The sequence below is a fragment of the Hydrotalea flava genome, from assembly GCF_001623405.1.
GTDB classification, from domain to species: domain Bacteria; phylum Bacteroidota; class Bacteroidia; order Chitinophagales; family Chitinophagaceae; genus Hydrotalea; species Hydrotalea flava.
In genome coordinates this window covers 38,386-61,306 of sequence record NZ_LUHG01000013.1, presented here as the reverse complement: position 1 = coordinate 61,306, position 22,921 = coordinate 38,386, and the positions used below count along the sequence as shown (strand labels likewise).

General features: G+C 37.1%; 19 protein-coding genes and 2 pseudogenes. 14 read left to right on the top strand and 7 right to left on the bottom strand.

Going from position 1 to position 22,921, the window contains the following annotated elements:
- Window positions 1-371, top strand: a pseudogene (locus tag A0F92_RS00585) (integrase core domain-containing protein); the annotation flags it as partial.
- Between the two features lie 184 nt (window positions 372-555).
- Here the strand turns inward: A0F92_RS00585 and A0F92_RS00580 are convergent.
- Window positions 556-1,203, bottom strand: a complete 648-nt coding sequence (locus tag A0F92_RS00580; protein ID WP_068240564.1) for a DUF4372 domain-containing protein — start codon at window positions 1,201-1,203, stop codon at window positions 556-558.
- 177 nt (window positions 1,204-1,380) lie between these two features.
- On the opposite strand from A0F92_RS00580, the pseudogene A0F92_RS15995 reads away from it, so the two are divergent.
- From A0F92_RS15995 to A0F92_RS00545, 8 genes and pseudogenes are all read left to right on the top strand, one after another.
- A pseudogene (locus A0F92_RS15995) lies at window positions 1,381-1,563 on the top strand (two-component regulator propeller domain-containing protein); the annotation flags it as partial.
- Window positions 1,564-1,584: 21 nt separating this feature from the next.
- Window positions 1,585-4,380, top strand: a complete 2,796-nt coding sequence (locus tag A0F92_RS00575; protein WP_253809981.1) for a sensor histidine kinase — start codon at window positions 1,585-1,587, stop codon at window positions 4,378-4,380.
- A 45-nt stretch (window positions 4,381-4,425) separates the two neighbouring features.
- Window positions 4,426-5,052, top strand: coding sequence for a response regulator (locus tag A0F92_RS00570; RefSeq protein WP_068240561.1), 627 nt, complete (start codon window positions 4,426-4,428; stop codon window positions 5,050-5,052).
- A gap of 344 nt (window positions 5,053-5,396) precedes the next feature.
- Window positions 5,397-6,641 (top strand): OmpA family protein, encoded by a 1,245-nt coding sequence (locus A0F92_RS00565; RefSeq protein WP_068240559.1) that lies wholly within the window; start codon window positions 5,397-5,399, stop codon window positions 6,639-6,641.
- A 143-nt stretch (window positions 6,642-6,784) separates the two neighbouring features.
- The gene (locus tag A0F92_RS00560; RefSeq protein WP_167516666.1) at window positions 6,785-8,401 is read left to right on the top strand and encodes a hypothetical protein; all 1,617 of its coding nucleotides are present in this window, start codon (window positions 6,785-6,787) and stop codon (window positions 8,399-8,401) included.
- A 103-nt stretch (window positions 8,402-8,504) separates the two neighbouring features.
- Entirely contained in the window at window positions 8,505-9,452 is a 948-nt protein-coding gene (locus A0F92_RS00555) for a hypothetical protein (RefSeq protein WP_068240555.1), read from the top strand.
- Between the two features lie 25 nt (window positions 9,453-9,477).
- Entirely contained in the window at window positions 9,478-10,026 is a 549-nt protein-coding gene (locus A0F92_RS00550; protein WP_167516665.1) for a hypothetical protein, read from the top strand.
- A 132-nt stretch (window positions 10,027-10,158) separates the two neighbouring features.
- The gene (locus A0F92_RS00545; protein WP_068240551.1) at window positions 10,159-10,530 is read left to right on the top strand and encodes a DUF4870 domain-containing protein; all 372 of its coding nucleotides are present in this window, start codon (window positions 10,159-10,161) and stop codon (window positions 10,528-10,530) included.
- Window positions 10,531-10,545: 15 nt separating this feature from the next.
- Here the strand turns inward: A0F92_RS00545 and A0F92_RS00540 are convergent, their stop codons facing one another.
- Window positions 10,546-11,160, bottom strand: coding sequence for a M1 family metallopeptidase (locus A0F92_RS00540; protein WP_262490020.1), 615 nt, complete (start codon window positions 11,158-11,160; stop codon window positions 10,546-10,548).
- A 1,043-nt stretch (window positions 11,161-12,203) separates the two neighbouring features.
- Here A0F92_RS00540 and A0F92_RS00535 point away from each other — a divergent pair.
- Both A0F92_RS00535 and A0F92_RS00530 read left to right on the top strand, forming a co-directional pair.
- Window positions 12,204-13,142, top strand: a complete 939-nt coding sequence (locus A0F92_RS00535; protein ID WP_068240545.1) for a 3-keto-disaccharide hydrolase — start codon at window positions 12,204-12,206, stop codon at window positions 13,140-13,142.
- 201 nt (window positions 13,143-13,343) lie between these two features.
- Window positions 13,344-13,745, top strand: a complete 402-nt coding sequence (locus A0F92_RS00530; RefSeq protein ID WP_167516664.1) for a hypothetical protein — start codon at window positions 13,344-13,346, stop codon at window positions 13,743-13,745.
- 1,489 nt (window positions 13,746-15,234) lie between these two features.
- On the opposite strand, the gene A0F92_RS00525 is transcribed toward A0F92_RS00530, so the two are convergent.
- The 4 genes from A0F92_RS00525 to A0F92_RS00510 all read right to left on the bottom strand — a co-directional run bounded on the left by A0F92_RS00525 (window position 15,235) and on the right by A0F92_RS00510 (window position 17,554).
- Window positions 15,235-16,053 carry a DUF5777 family beta-barrel protein gene (locus A0F92_RS00525; protein WP_167516663.1) on the bottom strand — a complete coding sequence of 273 codons (819 nt, stop codon included), beginning with the start codon at window positions 16,051-16,053 and terminating at the stop codon, window positions 15,235-15,237.
- Window positions 16,054-16,145: 92 nt separating this feature from the next.
- Window positions 16,146-16,685 carry a YceI family protein gene (locus tag A0F92_RS00520; RefSeq protein ID WP_068240539.1) on the bottom strand — a complete coding sequence of 180 codons (540 nt, stop codon included), beginning with the start codon at window positions 16,683-16,685 and terminating at the stop codon, window positions 16,146-16,148.
- Between the two features lie 17 nt (window positions 16,686-16,702).
- The gene (locus tag A0F92_RS00515) at window positions 16,703-17,089 is read right to left on the bottom strand and encodes a c-type cytochrome (protein WP_167516662.1); all 387 of its coding nucleotides are present in this window, start codon (window positions 17,087-17,089) and stop codon (window positions 16,703-16,705) included.
- A gap of 30 nt (window positions 17,090-17,119) precedes the next feature.
- Window positions 17,120-17,554, bottom strand: a complete 435-nt coding sequence (locus A0F92_RS00510) for an OB-fold protein (protein WP_167516661.1) — start codon at window positions 17,552-17,554, stop codon at window positions 17,120-17,122.
- 607 nt (window positions 17,555-18,161) lie between these two features.
- Here A0F92_RS00510 and A0F92_RS00505 point away from each other — a divergent pair.
- The 3 genes from A0F92_RS00505 (at window position 18,162) to A0F92_RS00495 (ending at window position 21,360) form a co-directional block, all read left to right on the top strand.
- Window positions 18,162-19,475: a Zn-dependent hydrolase gene (locus tag A0F92_RS00505; RefSeq protein WP_068240533.1), complete on the top strand. Its 1,314-nt coding sequence runs from the start codon at window positions 18,162-18,164 to the stop codon at window positions 19,473-19,475.
- A gap of 96 nt (window positions 19,476-19,571) precedes the next feature.
- Window positions 19,572-20,321 (top strand): BlaB/IND/MUS family subclass B1 metallo-beta-lactamase, encoded by a 750-nt coding sequence (bla, locus tag A0F92_RS00500; protein WP_068240531.1) that lies wholly within the window; start codon window positions 19,572-19,574, stop codon window positions 20,319-20,321.
- 82 nt (window positions 20,322-20,403) lie between these two features.
- Window positions 20,404-21,360 carry an alpha/beta hydrolase gene (locus tag A0F92_RS00495; protein WP_068240573.1) on the top strand — a complete coding sequence of 319 codons (957 nt, stop codon included), beginning with the start codon at window positions 20,404-20,406 and terminating at the stop codon, window positions 21,358-21,360.
- A 37-nt stretch (window positions 21,361-21,397) separates the two neighbouring features.
- On the opposite strand, the gene A0F92_RS00490 is transcribed toward A0F92_RS00495, so the two are convergent.
- Window positions 21,398-22,705, bottom strand: a complete 1,308-nt coding sequence (locus A0F92_RS00490; RefSeq protein ID WP_068240529.1) for a sugar porter family MFS transporter — start codon at window positions 22,703-22,705, stop codon at window positions 21,398-21,400.
- Window positions 22,706-22,921: the final 216 nt, after the last annotated feature.

Here is a 22,921-nt window from a genome sequence, read left to right as displayed (position 1 = left end):
ATAAACAACTGCCACTGCTGCGGATTTTAACTGATCGTGGAACCGAATTCTGTGGCAAGCCGGAGTATCATGAGTATGAATTGTATCTTCAAATCGAAGGAATAGAACACTCAAAAACGAAAGCCCGCAGCCCTCAAACCAATGGTATCTGTGAACGTTTTCATCGCACCATTCAGGAAGAATTTTATGCAGTAGCGTTCAGAAAAAAAATATACACCTCCGTAGATCAAATGCAGCAGGATCTTGACCAATGGCTAAGACACTACAATGAAGAGCGGACACACTCAGGTAAATACTGCTATGGCAAAACGCCCATGCAAACTTTTATTGACAGTGTGCATTTAGCCAAAGAAAAACGTATCGATGAACTCTTGGAAAAAGACGCTAACTTTAGCATGTCAGAAGAAGCGGAAGCAGGCTCTGCTGAGGAGCAACCTGCCAGGAATATTCTGACCGATGAAAATAATAAAGCGGTTGCTCAAAACCCAACCGCTTTTAACCAATAATTTTTATCGCATATGCCTTAAAAAAACCTGCTCTAAATTTAACCGGTTGTCAGATTAAGTAGTAGCAATTACAGCTATAGGCCTTGTCAAATACCAGCCAACTACCTGCAGGCAGTTTCAGATGATAGAGAAATTTACGATCATGCTCTCTGGCTTCCGTCATTCGTACAAATTCTGTAACGCCACTGAAGGCATCCATCATTGCATGAACCTTAAAGCCCCCCTTCTTTCTTGCTCCATCCAATTTGTTACGACCAACACCACGTAAAATCTCGCTGAACAATTGAATTGTACTACTATCAATTACTTTCAAATTTCTGATACTTAACCCTTTCAACCGGCTGTCCGCGATAAAATTATGGTACTGCCTGAGCAATCCTTCATAGATTGTTTCAAAAACCTGGTAACTCCGCCTCGTATTGGCATCTGATAAAGTGCTTCGGGCAGGAGCATTATCAAAACCCAGGTGTAGCAATTTGCCTTCGCAAGCCAGTAATCCCTCGTATAGTTCACGAAGACCATTACAATAACTAAGTACACCATATAACAAGCTTACAACATGAATACGTAATGGCAACCTCTTATAATACCGGTTAGCCTGATGTTTTCTGTTTGCTTTATTTATCAAAGAACTGAGTATTATTTCCAATATCTGCGACATTACCGGCTGTCCGACAAATTTTTTATCTTCATGCATTAGTTAACGTTTTAGCGTAGTAACTCAAACTTAACTAATTAGGGCTGTTCTCCGGAACTGCCCTTTTAGGTTTTATACACTAAATTTAGTCGGACAATAGTGATAAAATATAAATGTCTGTCTGAAAAACAGACTCAAATTCGCGTTAATTAAAAACCTAAACTCTCTACATCGTATATGTGTAGCTCAGGTTTAAAAAGAATATTTTTAATTGCACTGCTATATTTTTTAAACAATAGCATCCTTTCTGCGCAAGTGATGTTTCGTCCCTCTCTGCAAAAAATAGATGAGGAAAATGGACTGAGTGATAATAATGTACAATGTATTTACCAAGATCGAAAGGGGTTTATGTGGATAGGCACTTCCGCTGGTCTTAACCTTATGGATGGGTCCACTATTACAGTATTTAAGAAGAATCCGAGCGATGTTCATGCCATTACAGATAATAGTATTAATTGTATCGCTGAAGACCACCAAGGTCTGTTATGCGTGGGTACCAATCATGGATTACACTCTTTTAATCCGGTACTCAGAAAATTCACGCTTATTCCTTTGCCAGAAGGAGATAAAACTAAGAATGACATCATAACCCACATAGCGGTTGCTCCGAATGATAACATCTTCGCTGCTACTTCTTCCGGATTGTTCTGTTACCAAAAGGGGAAGAAGCAGATGACTTTGCTAACGTTGCCGGGGAATAATTATGAGAAAGTGCTCAACAATCGTATCACCCATATGAGTTTTGATAAAAAAGGGCTGTTATGGTTAAGTACTTTCAATGGATTATGGAGTTATGATGAAAAGACACAACAATTCCGACAAGAGGTTAGCCAAACCAATGACCCGTTTTATCCAAAACTGCTTACTAATTTTGTGATAGACCATACCGGTAAAATATGGATAGGAACCTGGAATAACGGCTTGAAAGAATTTGATCCCGTTTCAAAGAAAGTCATAACCTATCAATTACCATTTGGTAAAAATGCCCCTATTATTAGTATGGCTGAAACCAGGCAGGACGATAGTTCCTGGTGTATCATGATGGGTGGCAATTCGTTATGGTTTAATATCCGAGAAAATAAATTTATATCTTCAACGGAGAAACCAATTGAGGAAGTTAATGTCAAGGTGCTTTACACATCTGATCACAACCGGCTATGGATAGGTACTAATCAAGGAATTTACTTTTATCAGCTTTCAAGGAATTTTATACAGTATCATCCATTTTCTAATCCAATTACAGTCCAGGGGGTTTCTCTGCTGGAATGGAATCATAAGATATGGGTAGGTGGTAGCAATCAATATTTTCTTACCGCCTTTGATGAGCATCTGAATGAAACAGCCCGAATTGGAAACTCATTACCATCCAAAGAGGTTTCCTGCCTGATGATAAAGCCCTATGGCGCCAATACACTCAGATGCGGCACTTCACAGGGAGTAGCCGATGTCAATGTACTCACACATACTGTACGATTTCACCGGTTGAAGGAGAATAAAAATCCTTTCAATACCTTGAATTTCATTACCGACCTGCTAAAAGATTCAAAGGGAACCTGGTGGTTATTTCCCTGGAGGCATGGAATATGGATGACTGATGCTGCATGCAGGCAGCCTCAAAAAATATTTAATCATTTCATTTCGGAATACAATGTGCCCAAACCGTTGGTCATTTCAGATGCTTTTGAGGATAAACATGGAAATATTTGGATGAGTGACTATGATGAGGGAATCGTATTGTATGATAGCAATACACACCAGTTTTCAAAACCTTTCGTCAAACAACTTGGTCAGCAAACTTCCATTTCGCAAATCATATATGATCAAGGATATGGTTATTCGTTTGTAGAATCCTCTTTATTAAAGTGGAATGTTGACAGTCCCTGGCTCCAAATAATTGATTTCTCCAGGCAAATCGACAAACCTATCACCTCTTTGACTATTGACAGCGCTGGGAATCTGTGGCTGGCAACTCAGGACGGATTGATAGCCTATAATTTAAAAAAGAAAACCTCCTGGCATTTCACGGTCGCTGATGGATTGCCCGACAATAATCTCGACGGTACTTTGCTTTGCCTTAAAAACGGTACTATTGTTTTTGGAAGCCCGCGATATTTGTTTTCTTTTTCTCCTGTAAAAATGTTGGCATCTATCGAAAATGCCCCGCAAATTCAATTAACAGAAGCCATTGCAGATAACCAACCTTACGTATTCAATCTTTCAGAACGGATGAATTTTAAATATTCTACCCACAATCTTGTTTTCAAATGGGCAGTTACAGATTTAAATAGTCCTCTGAATAACCAATATTTTTACCAGTTACAGGGAATGGATAAGGAATGGCATTCAGTAGGCAAGATCGGGCAGGTTGAGTTTGCCAGTCTTTCACCGGGAGATTATACTTTACTACTCAAAGGAGCCAACTTGAATGGAGTATATGCTGAGAAAATACTGCAATTGCAATTTAGTATCCAGCCTCCATTCTGGCGTACCTGGTGGTTTTTGAGTTTTTTAATTTGTCTTATTGGTACATTCTTTTATTCATTGTATAGGTATCGTATCAATCAACTAATGAAAATAGAAACATTAAGAAATAAGATTTCACTTGATTTGCACGACGATATTGGTTCAACATTAAGTTCCATATCTATATTAAGCGATATGGCTCTACGCAATCGGGAAAATGATGAATGGCAAGAAATGATAAGAGAAATAAAATATAATTCTGTTTCGCTGATGGATACAATGGACGATATTGTATGGAGTATTAACCCGAGGAATGATTCGCTTGAAAGTCTGTTTGTAAGGATAAGAAGTTTTGCGGCCAGGATGTTTGAGGCAAAAGGAATTAATTATACCATTGATATAGATGAAAATATAAAACAGGTTCATGTCATGATGGAGTACCGACGGCACCTCTACCTTATTATGAAAGAAGCTATTAATAATATGGTCAAATATTCAGGTTGTACAGAAGCGTACGTTCAAGTTTCGTACCGTGCCTCCCTGCTTACCATTTTGATAAGGGACAATGGAAAAGGTTTTGACACCAACCTGGCATCGCAGGGGAACGGGCTGGCAGGGATGAAGAAAAGAGCCGGAGAAATGAATGCAGACCTTCTTATAAAGTCAACAATGAATATGGGAACACAAATTACCCTTATCATAAAAATCAAATAAATATATGATATTACTATTCAGCTGTTTTTCTCATATTTGTAATTTATGATAAAGGTAGCCATAATAGAAGATAATAATACGCTCCGGAAATCCCTCAGCCAACTTTTTGAAACAACTGAAGGAATGGGATGTGTCACTTCTCTTTCTAACTTAATGAATGTTGTCAGCGAATTCCGGAAGACGAGGCCCGATATCGTCCTGATGGATATTGGCTTGCCGAATATTTCAGGTATCGAAGGAGTAAGGACCGTCAAGGATAATTTTCCGGAAATACAGGTTTTGATGTTTACGGTATTTGATGATGATGAGAAAATATTTGAAGCCATCAAGGCAGGCGCATCAGGCTATCTGCTCAAAAAGTCTTCACCTGAAGAAATTACAGAAGCTGTCCTTTCGCTGTACCAGGGAGGAGCACCCATAAGCGCCAGTATTGCAAGAAAAGTCATTCAGTCTTTTCAGCACGGGCCAGCCATTAATAAAGAAGATTTTCAGCTTACGACTAGAGAGAATGAAATTTTAAATTCCCTGGTGGATGGACTGAGTTATAAAAAATTGGCGGAAAAATATTTTATCAGCATCAGTACGGTCCGAACCCATATTCAGCATATTTACGAAAAGCTACATGTAAATTCAAAAGCAGAAGCTGTGGCAAAGACCTTAAAAAACAGATAGCTTATTACTTTTATCCAAATAACGACCCACCTAAAAGGTATCGCCCATCATGAGTTTAATACTGCTTGACTCATTATGAAAATTAATTTTTTTGGTTTTACATCGAAACAGTAAAAACGAGGTTCATATCAAGGCTTCTTTGAAAATCTCTTTTTATAGATCTTCCATATTCCCTTATAGAAAATACCAATAGCGATAAATTATTAAGTAATAATATATCTTAAGCTATTTCCCAAACAATAAATAGGATAGACAGCGGGATAAAAATCATCCATTTATCCGATAGGGATTTATTCCGAAATAAGATTCTTTTGTGATGCTAAAAATATTTAAAGCCAAAGGTTATGAAAAGTTTATCACAGTGGTCAAAATGCTTATTGCTAATATTAATGTTCCTTGTCTATGGTCAGCTTACGCAGGCACAATTGCTTAAAAAATTAAAAGACAAAGTGCAACAAACAGCTGAGGATCATCTAATAAAAGATGTCGGTGATGCCACCGATAAAGCTATTGACAAAAGCAAAGATGCCCTGAAAAAAGATAACAAAACTTTTAATTCAAATGGTAATTCTAGGAATGTATCGACTGACAATAATGCTTCTTCCGCTTCTTCGGATGGTGTTTTAGGTGCACCGACGTTAAAATCATATAAGAATTACGATTTTGTACCAGGTGATAAAATTATTTTTCAATCCAACCTCACCGATGAACAAGCCGGTGAAATACCTTCCCAGTTTACGCTGATTGAAGGGCAAATGGATATACAAAATATAGATAGTGAAAATGTCATCCGAACCATTGCAGGACCTACCATCACCTTTACGCCCCGCATGACCAATCAACAATACATGCCTGAACAATTTACGGTAGAATTTGACTATAAAAACCCGAAATGGGGTCTGAATCACATGAATATTGATTTTGGCCATCGTGTATATTACTCCGGTGGTGAGGGCATTACTCCGGGCATCCAGTTTCAGGATGGTGATGTAATGTGGACTTTAAGTTCCGATTACCCTGCAGAATTAAACGAGATATTGAAAAAGCCCAATACCTGGCATCATATTGCGATTGCCGTGAATAAGAATGTGGGCAAAGTGTATGTGGATCAGTACCGCGTTATCAATGTAAACAACCTCACAGGAAAACCTAATAATGTTACTTTTAACTTAAACGGTTATGAAGATACCTATATCAAAAACATTCGCATAGCTGCAGGAGGAATTGATATTTACAAAACAGCCACTACCGATGCCAAAATTGTAACCCATGGGATATTATTTGATATAGATAAAGCCACCATCAAACCCGAAAGCATGGGTACCATCAACCAAATATTCAACGTACTGCAAAAAAATCCTTCACTTAAATATGAAATTGACGGGCATACCGATAACACGGGCAATTCGGCTCATAACATGACTTTGTCACAGCAAAGAGCTGATGCAGTAAAAGCGCAACTGGTAAGCATGGGCATTGATGCCTCACGCCTTACCACCAAAGGCTTCGGCGATACCAAACCTATGGACACCAACGACACGCCTGAAGGAAGAGCCAATAACAGAAGAGTGGAGTTTGTGAAAATGTAATGAGTTCCTTACGAATTAGATTTCTTTTAATAATCCATATTCCAATGCTCTTAAAAAGGCTTGTTACGGTTTTTATTTTAGGGTTTTTAAACCTTCATTTAATAGCACAGGACAAATGTAAATGTCCTCCAATAAAGCTTTATGTGTACGATACTAAAATGAATTTTCGTTCGGATAGCCCCGTGAATGTAGTTGAAGGCGGCAAATACATTGAAGCAGAAAACTCCGGAGACTGGCTTGACAATGCTTACTTAAAGCAACAATCCGATGAATTCAAAGTGTATCAAGGTTTTAGTCCTGGTGCCCAAAAAATTAAAACCTACGAATTGCCTCCGGACAACGGTGGTGGTCCGGAAGGGGATATTGATTTTACCAGTTATTGTGAAGTTTCAAGAAGCGGCAATAGTCCTAATTATACTTACACTGTTTCTGTAAAAATTTACGATGCCTACACGCATACTATAGTCACAACAATAACTCAATCAACAACTGACCTTGGTAAAGTAGACTATTTGATTGATCAGGCTATAGCTTCATATTCGCCGACGTTGGATAAACTTCGGGATTATCAAAAGAAAGTACGAGATGAATCTGGAGGCAAAAAATGGATTGGGCTAAAATTCAAAGCCACTGCGGATAAAACTAATTTAAAAATTGGTGAAACTACAAATGTGCATATCAAAATTTTTGATTGTGCTGATGAAAAACCAGTACCGAACCAGCAATTGAATATAAGACTAGGCACACCCAAAGTTGGTATCATCAATAATCCCAACGTAAAAACGAACAGTTCCGGCGAAGCTGTTTTAATTTTTACTGCAAAAAATGAAGGTGAAACAACTGTTTTTCCTGATTTTACTTATACGGCAGTCAATGGCAAATCAGGTTATCATGTGTTGAAATGTGGTAATGATGAATTAAAAATACAGGTGGAAGACGAGAAATATAAACTAACCATGAATGTGAATATTACCGGAGCAGATGGATTGCATTGGCAACTGAGTGGAGAAGTGATTACAAAATTAATTTCCTATGCGGATGGAACATTTCAATTGAAAGCAGTGGATGGTACACGAAATATGCCTGTGCATGTACTATCTGCATCTACAAGGCACATGAAACTTATTGGCAAATACGACTATACCATCCCGTTTACGTTGAATATTGGCAACATTTATAAGAAAGGAACAACACCAGCTAAAATTGCTTTCGATACATTTTCTCCTTCTGAAAACGGATGGATTAGCAGTGAACCTTACAGGGTTAAAGATGGAGTTGTGGATTTACCAGGATTTACTTCTCATCTTGTTCAAAACCTTTTTTATGATATTGAAAAGAATGTTGCCAAAAAAAGCAAAACAAAAGAATACCAAGAATTGGCTGAAGTGGAACAAATAAAAGCACATGCTAAAGATGCGAACTACTGGCATACTGCACAGGGAAAATCAGATATGCTGAAACTGCAAAAAATCATGGAAGAACGTGGCAGGGGGGATTTATTTACAAAAATGAGTAACTCGCCATTGCAACATTCAAAAGCAGACAGCGCCTTTGTGGAAGGTATGAGAGGAACCCAATTCAATCCATCAGCTTATGGTCTTCCTCCCATGAAGGATAACCCTTCTATTATGGGAAATTTTCTTCAGTTTACCGGTACGTTTAATAATCAATCTGAAACGCCACTAAATATTTTTCAGGAAAATGATATTAATGGTGCTTTACAGGGAAGTATCACAATTAAAGTAGAAAAATTAAAATAAAAAAAACGGGTTATCAAAATCAAAAAAACAGAATATATACATCTGAAATACCTTTTATCTAATGTGCCTATTTTGAAAACGGCTACCGCTAAATAAAACTTGTATGAAAGATTTCATGTCAACTTTTCTTGTATTCATTTTTATTTTTATTGCACATAGTGCAAACAGCCAGAGCTATCCTTGCAACTACTGGTCGGCGCCATGTCCTAATGCAACATCCATTTCACAGGCCGACGAATGGGAAGTTCGAAAAGGAAACGGCGCTATTGAACAAGGCCTTGCCTTTCAAAGAAAAATGCGCAATGAGATTACTGATTTTTTACAAAAAACAGCCAAACAAAATGGATGGCTGGTATATCAGTTAACCGATGAATATAATGATGGACCACCTTTTATTTTTATCAGCTATGCGAACTGGGAAGCTACCCCCTATGAAAAAAGACCACCAACTGAAGATCATCTCGCCTTCATCATAGTGGTAAATAAAGATTCTCTGATGCTATGGCGGCAATGGAAAGAAGAATGGATACACCGGATGGAAAAAAGTGTAAATGAGCAGGATATGGATGCTCTGCAAAAAGAAGATCTGAAGAATACCACAGCATTCACCGAAGGAACAATCGTGTTAGTTCACTTCGGTATTAATCCCTACCATGTGACAACAGGCATGGAAGATGGCGGACAACATTCACTCATTCCTCAATCTACCCTACAGGTGCCGGGGGCTTTCTATGCCGGGCTGCTGATAAATAAGGAGCCTCCCGATCGTCATGCCTATGAGCTTACTTACAAAGGCTATTTTTTCAATAGCCCTGCGTCCGTTGCAACTATTCTGTTTGGCAATTACCAACCCAAAGATTCCTACAACAACTGGCAGCCCATGTTTGAAAAACCTTTTACCTCTTCCGCCGCCACACTGAATGGTGTAAAATCAATCAAGTGTGATGTATTGCAGAATTTGTGTGCACACATAGAAGGAAGACCAGATAAGGTTAAGGATGTGATCAATAAAATAAATTGGAACGATATCAACAGCATGATGGGAAAATAAATTACAAACTATAAATTTTATTGCTATGAAAAGAAGAATATTATCAGTCGTTTACATTTTATCATTGCTCACTTATTTTTCCGTGAATGCCCAACCATCATTAGATATGGGAAAAGTGGTGTTAACCATCCAGCCGGAGCAGCCCAACGACCTTGCTGTTCCTGCAGGCGAGTTCACTTTCTCGATGGAAAACGGCTCCCCGTTGGGGTTTAGCGAGGCATCAGATGAAGGCTATACCGATTTTGGCTTTTCAGGAGATGCGGTAACAGGTAACAAATCATTCTTCCTCACTATGAATATTCGCATTACTCCATCAGGCACAGGAACATTTGTTTTTTCAAATAAAAATGAGGATCCTAAAAAAAATGCGAGAATAGACCTCAACGTTGACAATAATATTGTCTTGATTGGTAAGCAGGGGCAGGTTATTGTAACAAGTTATCCGAAAAAAAACGGCGACTTCCTGGTCGGTACATTTTCGGGTATATTGACTGATAATGGTAATGAAGTAGAATCTTTACCAACTCATCTCTACAAAGTAAGCAGCTCATTCAAAATAAAAAGGATGGAATAATTCTTCATACAACAATTTGGAGATAATATTGTTTATCTGATGCATAAGTGATAACACGCTGCATGGCATTACACAAGCACATGAAATATAATATATCAGGAGCATGTATTGTTAACTTTAAAATAATATTCCATGGAACAGACACATTCCACCCAGAGTACTACTTCCGAAAACGGAAAAATGGTATCCGTCCTGAGTTACCTGACTATCATCGGATGGGTAATCGCCTACGTCATGCATAATAATGAAAAATCGGAACTGGGCGCATTTCACCTCAGGCAGACGATTGGATTGTATATCATAGGAATCTGCATCTGGATTGCACAAATGATGTTGGTTCTTATTCCTGTACTGGGTTGGATAATAGGTGTATTGATGATATTTCTCTACATCGGATTGCTGATTCTCTGGCTCATGGGATTGATTGCAGCCATTAACGGCAGCATGAAACCCATACCTGTGATTGGGAGGAATGCACAGCACTGGTTCAGCGGGATTAAATGAAACAGATATTTCTGTTTACATTTGGGTAAGCTTTCTGCTATTTACATAAAAGTTTCTGTCAATCTTTAATACATCCACTCCACTTACCGGTAATGTGATCTGCTGCCAGTTGGTTGTGGCATGCAATACGAGCGGATGATTGCCAGTAAAAACCCTTACTGGCATGTGAAAATCCGGAATTACATTTGTCCAGCGATACCATAGTGTATCATTCCTGAATACATATTCCAGTTCAGGAATCTGTGTGGTACGCAAATATTGATCAAACACAGGCTGCAGATCACTTTTGCTTTTTTGGATGATGTATTGTTCAATCTGCCGGGATGTAACCGTCTGATGCCAGAAGGTTTGATTCAATCCTCTTAAAATAGCACGCCAAAGTGAGTCGTTCCCGATTATATGTCTGATCATATTCAGCATATTACCCCCTTTGTAATACATATCCTCTGATCCTTCATCATTCACACCATAATGTCCGATAATGGGACGATCATTTCTGATGAGACGCCTGCAGCCAATGACATAATCCTCCCCGGCCTGTTTACCGTACTGACATTCCACATACAATGCTTCGGCATAATTGGCAAATGATTCATGAATCCACATATCAGCAATATCCTGATCCGTAATGTTGTTGCCCTTGCCTCAGCGTAGTTTATCCAATATCAAGATTTTCCCTTGGCGTATGGCACCGCCAGAGGAGGGAAAAGTTGTGCCTAGGCTGTAATTTTTTGGTAGCTTTTAGCAACTATCCCAATCATCTATACCCGCCACTCAAAACTTTCAACAGGTAATCTTGCAAAAGATTGGCTTTATTATTTTGGTTGTATCATATCCTCTAATTCCTACCAAAAACCCCTCTCAGCTTAGTATATCAACATCAAAACAATAAAACCACACTCGGCGTATGGCTGTGCCTACGCCGTAGTTTTTTGGTAGCTTGCTGGTACCGGTAACAACATTCATCCAAAAATTGCTCAGCCCTCACAACCCCGGCACTGCCATCATATCGTTCAAAAAAATCAATCTTGTAAAAGGTTGCTTTTTTATTTTGTGCTGTAATGCCTTGCAGGTGAACAATAGTGGCATAGAAGGTATTGATACTGACGGTTCAAATTGTAATATTTTCTTGTTGTACATCTAACCCCATACTCGGCATAGTTTGCAAGTTACAAATAGTAAAAGAAGCCACTCGGCGTAAGGCTGTGCCTACGCCGTAGTTTTTTAGTAGCTTGCTGGTACCGGTAACAATATTCATCTAAAAATTGCTCCGCCCTCACACCCCTGCAATTCCATCATATCGTTCAAAAAAATTAATCTTGTAAAAGTTGTTTTTTTATTTTGTGCTGTAATGCCTTGCAGGTGATCAATAGTGGCATAGAAGGTATTGACACTTACGGTTCAAATTGTAATATTTTCTTGTTGTACATCTAACCCTCGGGGAACAAAAGGAATTGTAATTTCATTGCTTCATATTTTAATGTAATTCAAAGTTGGCTTTGGGTTTCTGAAAGTATGCGCATGTAAAAGATATTACGTTAACATAAGTAAATAGTTTTAATCACGAATCTTTTTCTAACTGCTTCAAAAACTGTAATTTCATGTTAGTTTGCAGCCATAGGCCATTTGGGCTATTGCCTGTTGTATTCCAAACTTCATTAACCAACACACTTATGAAAAAGTACTCCTTTTTAACCATTTTGTTGTTTTGTATGCAAATAGTAACGCATGCACAGGTAATGCCACCGGAAGGTTCTCCATTAGAAGGTAAATGGGATATGGTATTACAAGTTAACGGTAAGGCATTGCCTTCCTGGCTGGGCGTATACCATTCAGGATTTAAAACCTTAGTGGGGCAGTTTGTGGGCCCCGGCGGTAGTGCCCGCCCTATTTCGGAAGTGTTTTTTGAAAACAATACCATGCATTTTGCCATTCCGCCACAATGGGAGCCATCTGATAAATATTTATCCATAGAAGGTACTTTACAGGGCGATAGTTTGGTAGGAACAGGGGTAAGCAGTGAAGGAGAAAATTTTACCTGGACTGCTCATCGTGCGCCCAGTTTGCATCGGGATAAACCCTTTGTTTGGGGAAAACCCATTCAACTTTTTAACGGGAAAGACCTGAGTGGCTGGCATGCCATGGGTAAAAACCAATGGGTAGTGGAAAATGGCGTATTGAAAAGTCCGCATTCGGGTGCTAACTTAGTAAGCGATAGAGTATTTAAAGATTTTAAACTGCATGTTGAATTTCGTTATCCGGCAGAAAGCAATAGCGGCGTGTATTTGCGCGGAAGGTATGAAGTGCAGATAATAGACAGTAAAGGCAAAGAACCCGCTGTAGGTTTATTCAGTGCTATTTACGGGTTTATTGCACCGAGCGAAATGGTGGCCAAATCGCCCGGCGAGTGGCAGTCGTTTGATATTACTTTGGTGGGAAGAATGGTAACAGTGGTGGCCAATGGCGTAAAAGTAATTTGTAATCGCGAAATACCCGGCATTACCGGAGGCGCATTAGATAGTAAGGAAGAAAATCCAGGCCCTATTTATTTTCAGGGCGATCATGGACCTATTGAATTTCGGAATATTGTGATTACACCCGCAAAAGATTAGCAATTAGTTGCTTTACCATTATTCGGTATCATTTTGTTATATATATAACTGCTCAAACTAAATTAGGGCAAATAGTATAGACAATTATTTAGTTGTTTATTTTATTACTTAGTAATTATAAACGTTTTTTATCCCTGTTATACATTTATGTTTACCTACCTTCATAGGTAAAAATAAGAATGAAAAATAAATAATATAACAGTGAATAAAAATTTGTTGATTTTAATTTTATGCTGCATAGTGGTAGAAGCACATGCGCAATGGGTGTTAAATTTTGGTACCGCTGCTACAGTACAACCCAAAGATTTTGTTTTTATCAGTGGTACAGGTGGCCAGGTAACATTCATTAAAAATCCGGCAACCACTAATTTCACACCTTTTTTAGCACACGCAGGGTTGCGTTTAGGAATTTCGAAGAATTTAGATATCGGTTACAGACTTTGTACTGTTCCATTACCGTGGTCAACCATAGGCCCAACTTTAAGCAGTGCTATAGATGCAAAGCTACGATTAACCAATGCTACTGCGCCATACCAAATTGCAGTAATTGCCGGAGGCGGTTATGCCTATTTGAAAATATTAAATAATCATAAATCAGCTTAGTCACCCGGAGTAGCATTCTCCATAACCCGGCAATTAAATAGCATTACTTCTATTACATTTAATAGTAGGCTTTTACAAACAGTTATACCAAGTGCTGAGGGAGGTAATGATAATAATTATGTTAACGTAATTGGGGGCAGTATTGGTTTATCTACTAACCTAAATTCAGTAATTGGTATTATTCCTGAACTTGGTATTTTTAATCTGAGCGGAAAAATAAATAATGTTGCAAGTAATGGCTTAGGAATTCAGCCAGGTGTAGTATTCAATGTAGATTTTGGGAAAGTTACAGCTATTAAATAAATAGGTAGTAATGAATGGTTTATTTAAAAAAAACATTTATATATTTTAAAAATACTGCTGCAATTCATTACTTCATGGCATCGCTAATAACCCTGTTTTTCAAAACTGATTTTAATTTCGGGTAATTTTTTGATGATTTTCGTTGATAAAATTGGCTGACTTATTATTTCTAAAATGGTGCTTTCATCTCTTTTTTGCTTTTATGTGCTCCTGTTAAGGATCTGACACACTGCTTCTCCCGATTTTCTACTACGTCGTTTAACTAAATCAGCCTGAACAGGTTGTAGTAGGTAAGTTTCATTATGTTTATGCCGGTTGTGTTTGTTGTAAAGTTGCTGTATTGCAAATACATCCGGGTCATATTATGGGTCATACATCCAAAAATATGTTTTACGCTTGCCCTCACTTTTAATTTGCAACAGTTTCGCTTCAAATTCCGTTTATTTAAGCGGTTATTGCGATAGCTTTTTACATGTATGCAACTTTGTATGCCTAATTTTGTATATATATTCTATATCTTCAATGCGTTAATTTGGTGCTTGCTGCATGCAGGGGCTGCCACTGTTCTTTTTTTATTGTACAACTTTTCCATTATTGCCCTGTCTTTTATATGGGCAATGGTTGCTTAGCAAAAGTTAAAGAAGTTTGTTTGGGGGTATGCCATGCAATAGTTTTTATAACCAAATATTTTGTGCCGATATTGGTTTCATTACTTTGAACCGGTAAATTTTTTTGAGTACCTTTTTAACTCTCTTTAACTTTTATGTGCATTCATTCAGGGCGCTCTTAATCTATTATCAATTGTTGCAAAGTATAACTTTTCATAACTAACCTGAAAAAACTTGTAAGGCGTTTTTTGATGCCGAATAACCGTTTTACGTTGTGCAATACTTGCTAAATATTCTACCGGAGTTTTGCCTTGCCCTATTCTGGTTTAATTTGTACATATTGTGGTATGAGGTACACCAATTTAAATAGTAGCTTATTATACATTCATCCTGCTTTTAATAACAGAATAATCAGTTCGTTGTCTATTAAACTAAGATGTTTGTATTTTTTTGATGTAAGTAATCAAAAGGTTAAAAGGTTGTACTACTTGGTGAAAAGGTGAAAATATTATTAATAGCTTTTTCGCCTTTTATACAATTGCGCTTAGGTGTTGGAATCTGGTTGTAGAAAATATACGTTATTTTAATTTTGCATGTTTTGTTATATTGAAATTTCTTGAAATATTAAATCCAAAATAAATGTCTCCATTTGCCCAGCTCCCGTTAGTGCGGGTAATGTAGTAAGGTTCTGTCATTCCCTGCGAGTTAGAGAATACCAGTTGAAAAACATGCCCTCCGGTTTCTATTTCCCACGCAAAAGAAAGCGAATTATATACAGTCATAGATACCACTTGATTTGGTGGTAGATAAGTGTATTCGCTTGTAATACTCATTCTGTTAGTTAGTTTTATTCGCCCCCCCAAGCCAAGTGCAAAGATGTTATTTGCATCCTGCGCCGTAGGTACTAAATTATAATGGAGGAAAGTGGGTACTATTTGTAATGAAAATTTGTTAAATTTTCTTGCTACTAACAATTGTGCATTATATACCGTACGATAGCTGGCATCTAAATAGGGTTTATCAGGGTAACGTTGGGTGTAGTTCGATATCCCCAACAGTAGATCTGCGGTTACCGGATTTTTATTGCTGCCATCGGTTTGTCTTAAAAATTTATATTTTATGTAACCATCAAAAGCTTTATCTAATGAAGTTCTACCAACACCCACAGAAAGAAGGTCAGTAATCCCATAGTCAAAACCCAGACGAAGTGTTGCATTATCCAATCCAAATAAATTATAAGCCCCACTGTTTAATGCGCCAAACCTGTGCATGATAAGAAAATACATAGCACCTTTAGCCGGCGATTCTACCGTTTGCATATTTACTATATGGTTGCCTTTGAAAGTTCCGGTAACATAAGTAGTTTTTGCATGCGCAGCTACCGAGTCGTTTAACATCGACAAAAATGTTGTGTCCTGTGCTTGTAAATTTTTACAAATGCTGAACAAAAAAATAAACAGGAAAATTTTACTTATATTCATATTATTATTTATTTTGGTGTACAGGAAATATCAACTATTATATTCATTTTTTCTTCAATCTTATTTCTTACTATAGAAGGGATGCGGATATTAAATTCTTCAGGTTTTATGTAGAATTGTGCATGCCCTGTAAGCTTACCCGCTTTCATTTGCAGGGTTGCGGGTATTTGTATATTGTGGCTTATTCCATGAATTGTAAGATTGCCATTTACAGTAACCGGGTAAACGCCATCCTTTGAGAAATCGGCATTACCTGAAAATTTTCCAATAAAATTGGCTTTAGGAAACTTGTCTGTTTCAGCATAGTTTTCATTGAAATGTTCCTGCATCAATTCTTTTGTAAAGACAAAACCTTTCATCAGTAAAACAAAGGCAATATCTTTATTACGTGTATCAATAGCGGCATATACCTGGTTGTTTTCGGCCCTGATATCTTCAAATGGTGTTTTAGAATAAAAGCCAATAAATCCTGTTCTAGTCAGGTATACCTGGCTATGTACTGTTAAAAACACCTGGCATATGAATATTAATAGCAATATCTTTTTCATATAAATATCTTTAAATATTAATTATTTTTTGTGCCCTGATTTATCCATGCTTTTATTTTGTTAATATCGCAATCAGACAATTTACCTCCGTCGAAAGGCATCGGAATATAACCCGGCGCATGTGTTATATTTCCAACCAAATAACCATTATCGGCCCATTTTTTTAAATTAAGATAACCCTCCAGAATGATACCCCCACTTCCTCCGTTTGTTATAGCCCCATGGCAACGATAACAGTTGGCACTTAGTATAGCCACAATAGTAGTACTATATTGTACATTGGTGGTATCGCAGGATAGTGTTGAAGGTGATACAAGATGGTCTTCACTTTGTTTGGTACAACTTGCAATAAATAACAACGACGAAAGCAGGAGAATGAAACATAATAATAATTTAATTTTCATTTTGTTATTTTTTATAGTAAGTAATGACTATTATTTTTTTTCTATTATACAATCAACTAAATTAACATCCATCAAATACCCTGTACATCTTCCCTTGATAAGTATCATTGATCCAATTTTCGGAGGCTCTATTTGTTTATTTTTTGGAAAATACATACTACAATTAATACCACCCAATGCAGTTCCGGCATTAAGATGCAAACTAAAAGTACTGTCGCTTAACTCAACATTGTCTACTGTACCATTAAGTTCAATCACTTTGCCCGAAAATTTCTTATCACCTGCGCCTTCATTTTCAGAATACAGCTGATAAAAATTAGTAGCTGTAGTAATTAATACCGGGATTTCATTTTCTACTCCTTGGTGTGGTTTATTGTATAAATACAAAGCATACATTGAAGTAACCAATAGTATAATGACTATGCTGATATAAATAGCTCTCTTTTTATTTGTAATAGCTTTCATATTTCCAATTTTTGTTACAGAATCAATGTATATGTTTGTTTTACATCAAAAATATAAGAAATATATATAAATTATATAATATATTTCAGGCATTTAACCGGGGTTATTACTATCTCAGCATTGTTATTTCATTACTTACGTAATTATTTAAAAAAAGGTTGCTTTTTTATCTTTTTTTTGAAAAATAAATGTTTATAGGATACAATTTTGACTAAAGTTTTTAAATTGTAGTATTTGGATTAATTTACCACAAACTATTTTGGGATGCTGAATAGTGTAAATAAGATTTTATAAATGTTTTGAAATGGTATGCATTATAACAAAAGAGTAAAAAAATTTTCATTCCTGCAATAGGAAGTACTTTTTTTAATAGCAGATGTGGTACAAATCTTCAATTAATTACAAAAGCATGTATTTAAATCGATTCTATTATAAAAATGGATTTATTCGGTAAATAAATTACCTGAATTGTTAGCCGATAAATTATAATGCTTCAGTTCATAATAAATTACGTGGTTAAAGCATTTATTTTTTAATTTCCGGATAAAAAAGAGTAAATTGTAGCTTGCGCTAATGCAGTTTTCTAATATTCATTACCAATTATACAATGCAAAAATATAATCGGCTGTCATTATTTTTTACAATAGCTATACTGATAAATGTAGATGTTTTGGCTCAACATCTGGTTAATGAACCTGATTTAAAGGTAAACAAGCAAAGAATAGAACAACATATTCTTGAATTATCAAAATTTGGCAGAGATAGTATGGGTAGAGGTAACCGTGTAGCTTTTAGCAAAGGCGATATAAAAGGGCGGGCTTTTATTTACGAACTTATGAAAAAAGCAGGTTTAACGGTGCACATTGATGCAGCAGGTAATATTGTTGGCAGCAGAGCCGGTCGGGATTCAATATTATTGCCTATCGCAATGGGTTCTCATACCGATATGGTACCACATGGCGGTAATTACGATGGAGTAGTAGGTGTAATAAGTGCTATTGAAGTGATACAAGTATTGCAGGAACATCATATTTTAACGCAACACCCCTTACAGGTAATTGATTTTACAGATGAAGAAGGAGGAGTAATAGGCAGTCATGCTATGGCAGGTAATCTAAATCAAACAGCACTGCATGAAATAAGCTCCAGTGGATTAACAATTGCTGAAGGTATTCGTGCTATTGGTGGTAATCCGGATAAACTGGTTGAGGCCAAAAAGCCTAAAGGGAGTCTTGCAGCGTATCTGGAGCTGCATATTGAACAAGGAAATTTTCTGGAAAATGAAAAAAAAGACATTGGTATAGTAGAGGGAATTGTTGGTATTGAAGAATGGGAAGTTACTATTAACGGATTTGCAAACCATGCAGGTACTACACCAATGCTACACCGGCAGGATGCTTTGCTGGCAGCTGCAAAATTAATTGTTGCTATAAATGAGGTAGTCAAAGCCTTACCAGGAAGGCAAGTGTGTAATGTAGGTAAAATAGCTGTTGAACCTGGTGCCCCAAATGTAATTCCTGGTAAAGCTGTTATGAGCCTTGAACTACGAGATCTGGATGAAAAAATGATTTGGGATATGTTCAAAGCCATTGAAGTACGGGCAGATAGTATTGCAACCGAAACCGGTACTCGTATTAAGTTTAATAACCTTCACATTTCGTCGGCACCGGCTTTAATGAACCGTCGAATTCAGGATATCATTCAAGCTTCTGCTACACAATTAGGATATACTTATAAAGTAATGCCCAGTGGTGCCGGACATGATGCACAAGAGATGGCATTATTGGCACCGGCAGGAATGATTTTTATTCCAAGTGTAGGAGGAATTAGCCATTCTCCCAAAGAATATTCCACACCTGATGCAATTTCTAAAGGAGCCAATATACTACTACAAAGCATATTGAAATTGGATCAACAATAGAATGTAAATATAGTTGAAGTAAAAATTAAACTTATTATTTGGGCTAAAATTATTAAGATATGCACCAATGTTTCGCTTCAAAAAGCATTACATAAAATGAAAACAATATTGCAGCGTGGCTTGATTACATTATTGGTATGTATTACATTGAATCCAAATTATGCACAATCTACCCATCTGCTGCTTTCGTTCTGGCATTTGAAAGGTAACTTTTATATTTTTACAACTTATGGAAAGGTAAATGGTACACCCTACCCTGCCAATGGTATGTATGTAGTAACCGAAAGAGGGGTTGTATTATTGGATACCCCATGGGATACCACACAATTGCAACCTTTGTTAGATAGTATTCTGCAACGCCATCATCAAAAAGTGGTTTTGTGCATTGCTACTCATTTTCATAGCGACCGAACCATTGGATTAAATTATTATGCAAGAAAAGGAATTGCCACTTACAGCTCAAAAGCAACGCAATATTTATGCAAGCAAAACCATGAAGGTATTTCCAGATACGTGTTTACAAAAGATACTCTTTTTAAAATAGGTAATTATGAGTTCCAGACTTTTTATCCGGGGGAAGGACATAGTAGTGATAATATTGTGATTTGGTTTCCGAATGAAAAAATTTTATATGGCAGATGTTTTATTAAAAGTACCGAAACAAATAATTTGGGTAATTTGTCAGATGCCAATGTGCAAGCCTGGAAAATATCAATGCAAAAAACCATACAGCAATTTCCAAAACCTGCCTTTGTTATTCCCGGACATTTAGATGGATATGATGCAGGAAGTTTGCAACATACCATACAATTGTTAGATGCCTATGGTAAAAACTTACATGAATGAGCGAATGGTGTTTAAGCTTGTATCTATATTCTATACCCATGTAAACTGTTTTATTTTCAAAATTAAATTTGAAAGCAATAATATGATCAGGTTAATCTGTTCCTTTTTTTTGTGTGGCATACAATTATTCGCATTTGCAAATAAGGGTTCCGATACACTTTTTCATGAAACACCCATTGAATTAAAAACACCTACCGGGAATATTGAAGGTACTTTAACTATTCCCGATTTGCGTTACCCTATGCCAGTTGCATTAATTATTGCCGGGTCGGGCCCAACAGACCGAAATGGGAATAGTGCCATGATGAAAAATGAAAGTTTAAAGATGTTGGCTGATAGCCTTTCTGTACATGGTATTGCCGCTGTGCGATACGATAAAAGAGGTATTGGTGCCAGTAGGGAGGCCGGAAAAAATGAAACCGACCTTCGTTTTGAAGATTATGTGAAAGATGCTAAAGCATGGCTTCAGCTGCTAAAAAAAGATACCCGTTTTTCAAAAGTAATTGTAATAGGGCATAGTGAAGGTTCCCTGATTGGCATGTTAGCGGCAAAGCATAACGCTGATGCATTTGTGTCGATAGCCGGTACCGGCAAACCTGCCGGTACAATATTGAAAGAACAGTTGGCTAATCAGCCGGAAACCATACGAAACCTGATTTATGCCGATATTGATACCTTAGAAATGGGTAAAACCTTACAATACGCTAACCCTTTACTCTATAGCTTGTTTAGACCATCTGTACAACCTTACTTAATATCCTGGTTTCGGTATAATCCTGCTATCGCTATACAGCAACTTAATCATATTCCGGTATTGATTGTTCAAGGCACTCATGATATTCAGGTAAGTGAAGCCGATGCACAATTATTGGCAAAGGCAAGTGAGCAAGCAAAATTGGTAATGATTCCCCATATGAATCATATTTTTAAAATGGTTACAGGCGATAGAAATACCAATATTGCTGCCTATAATAGTCCACAACTTCCTGTTAGTGGTGTGTTAATCGATACGCTGGTTGCTTTCATCCACACACTGTAAAGTTTCGGTTGTTGTATTTGCTGCTGTTAAAAATGGTTTAATGCAGTATCACCGTACTTTCCATATTTTCCAATGCAATGCCTTTTGTTTCGGGCATCATTTTCCATACATACAACAATTGTAATACCATCATAAAAGCAAAGAAACCAAAAATGAGGGTGCCCGATACGGTTGCTGCGAAAAAGGGAAATACCTGTGCTACCAATGCAGCAAAAGTCCAATGCGTTAAACAGCCAAATGAAGTACCACTGGCCCGAATGGCATTGGGAAAAAGTTCAGACAGGAATACCCAGATTACAGCACCCTGGCCAACTGCATGTGCTGCAATAAATAGAAATACATAGTAAACAATCATACTATGGTCGGTGTTGTTAAATGAAATTGCAATCAGCGATAAGGAAATGATATAACCGAAGGAACCTATAAACATAAGGGTTCTACGTCCAAACTTATCAATCAGCGACCAGCCAATAATGGTAAAAATTAAATTCACCACACCAATGCCTACTGTTGAAAATAAAGCGGCGCTGCGGCCAATGCCGGCCATTTCAAATACTTTAGGTGCAAAATAAATAATGGCATTAATGCCCGAGAGCTGGTTAAAAAATGCAATCAAAAAAGCGAGCATTAACAAATGTGTATTTTTTTTCTGAAAAAGTTTTTCTTTATTAGAACTTACTGAATTTTTAATGCGTTCAATTAAGTGGTCGGTTGTATCTTCTGTTAAAGCCAACACTTTTCTGGCTGCTGCATCATCTTTTTTATACAATACCAACCAACGGGGTGTTTCAGGGGTAAAGAGCATGAGTATTGAAAAAGCAGCTGAAGGAATGGCCACTACACCCAGCATCCAGCGCCAGTCGTTTTTTCCATCGAAGCCCTGTAATAAATAATTTGAAAAATAAGCAATCAAAATCCCTGCTACTACATTTAATTGAAAAGAAATAACCATGCGGCCCCGGTATTTAGCGGGTGCTATTTCAGAAATATAAACCGGTGCCACTACCGATGAAGCACCAATACTTAGTCCGCTTATAAAACGGAAAATCATAAATGCATATACGTTGGTAGAAACGGCTGCACCTACAGCGGTAATTAAAAACAAAATGCCAATCCAAAACAAAGATTTTTTTCGACCTATTTTATTAGCAGGAATATTACCCAGCGCCGCTCCAAATGCGGTACCATACAATGCCATCGCAATAGCGGTTCCATGCATCCAATTACTCAGTTGCCAAAGTTGTTGTATGGCCTGCTCGGCTCCCGATATAACGGCTACATCCATACCAAACAATAATCCGCCCAAGCCTACTGTAACCGACCATAAAATTAATTTTTTATTCATAAAATTTTATTAATGATTTATTTTATTGTACCTAACTGAAATTTATATTTTTTATAAATTAAAAAATATATTATATAAATTATAATTTGGTTTAATGAAAGTACAACAGCAGTGTGGTTAGCGCATAAAAAGGTTGAAGCTATCGGTGGGTATAAATAAAAGGCAGTCAACCAGTTCAACATGTAATAAAATTTAAAAGCAATAATTTTTTAACGA

What these genes read in the sequence shown, in the direction of transcription:
- A0F92_RS00565 (WP_068240559.1), top strand. Translation starts at nt 5,397, where the DNA reads ATGAAAAGTTTATCACAGTGGTCAAAATGCTTATTGCTAATATTAATG.
- A0F92_RS00520 (WP_068240539.1), bottom strand. Translation starts at nt 16,685, where the DNA reads ATGAAAAAGATATTGCTATTAATATTCATATGCCAGGTGTTTTTAACA.
- A0F92_RS00490 (WP_068240529.1), bottom strand. Translation starts at nt 22,705, where the DNA reads ATGAATAAAAAATTAATTTTATGGTCGGTTACAGTAGGCTTGGGCGGA.
- A0F92_RS00535 (WP_068240545.1), top strand. Translation starts at nt 12,204, where the DNA reads ATGAAAAAGTACTCCTTTTTAACCATTTTGTTGTTTTGTATGCAAATA.
- A0F92_RS00515 (WP_167516662.1), bottom strand. Translation starts at nt 17,089, where the DNA reads ATGAAAATTAAATTATTATTATGTTTCATTCTCCTGCTTTCGTCGTTG.
- A0F92_RS00550 (WP_167516665.1), top strand. Translation starts at nt 9,478, where the DNA reads ATGAAAAGAAGAATATTATCAGTCGTTTACATTTTATCATTGCTCACT.
- A0F92_RS00580 (WP_068240564.1), bottom strand. Translation starts at nt 1,203, where the DNA reads ATGCATGAAGATAAAAAATTTGTCGGACAGCCGGTAATGTCGCAGATA.
- A0F92_RS00555 (WP_068240555.1), top strand. Translation starts at nt 8,505, where the DNA reads ATGAAAGATTTCATGTCAACTTTTCTTGTATTCATTTTTATTTTTATT.
- A0F92_RS00545 (WP_068240551.1), top strand. Translation starts at nt 10,159, where the DNA reads ATGGAACAGACACATTCCACCCAGAGTACTACTTCCGAAAACGGAAAA.
- A0F92_RS00505 (WP_068240533.1), top strand. Translation starts at nt 18,162, where the DNA reads ATGCAAAAATATAATCGGCTGTCATTATTTTTTACAATAGCTATACTG.
- A0F92_RS00525 (WP_167516663.1), bottom strand. Translation starts at nt 16,053, where the DNA reads ATGTTAAACGACTCGGTAGCTGCGCATGCAAAAACTACTTATGTTACC.
- A0F92_RS00575 (WP_253809981.1), top strand. Translation starts at nt 1,585, where the DNA reads ATGGATGGGTCCACTATTACAGTATTTAAGAAGAATCCGAGCGATGTT.
- A0F92_RS00510 (WP_167516661.1), bottom strand. Translation starts at nt 17,554, where the DNA reads ATGAAAGCTATTACAAATAAAAAGAGAGCTATTTATATCAGCATAGTC.
- A0F92_RS00495 (WP_068240573.1), top strand. Translation starts at nt 20,404, where the DNA reads ATGATCAGGTTAATCTGTTCCTTTTTTTTGTGTGGCATACAATTATTC.
- bla (WP_068240531.1), top strand. Translation starts at nt 19,572, where the DNA reads ATGAAAACAATATTGCAGCGTGGCTTGATTACATTATTGGTATGTATT.
- A0F92_RS00570 (WP_068240561.1), top strand. Translation starts at nt 4,426, where the DNA reads ATGATAAAGGTAGCCATAATAGAAGATAATAATACGCTCCGGAAATCC.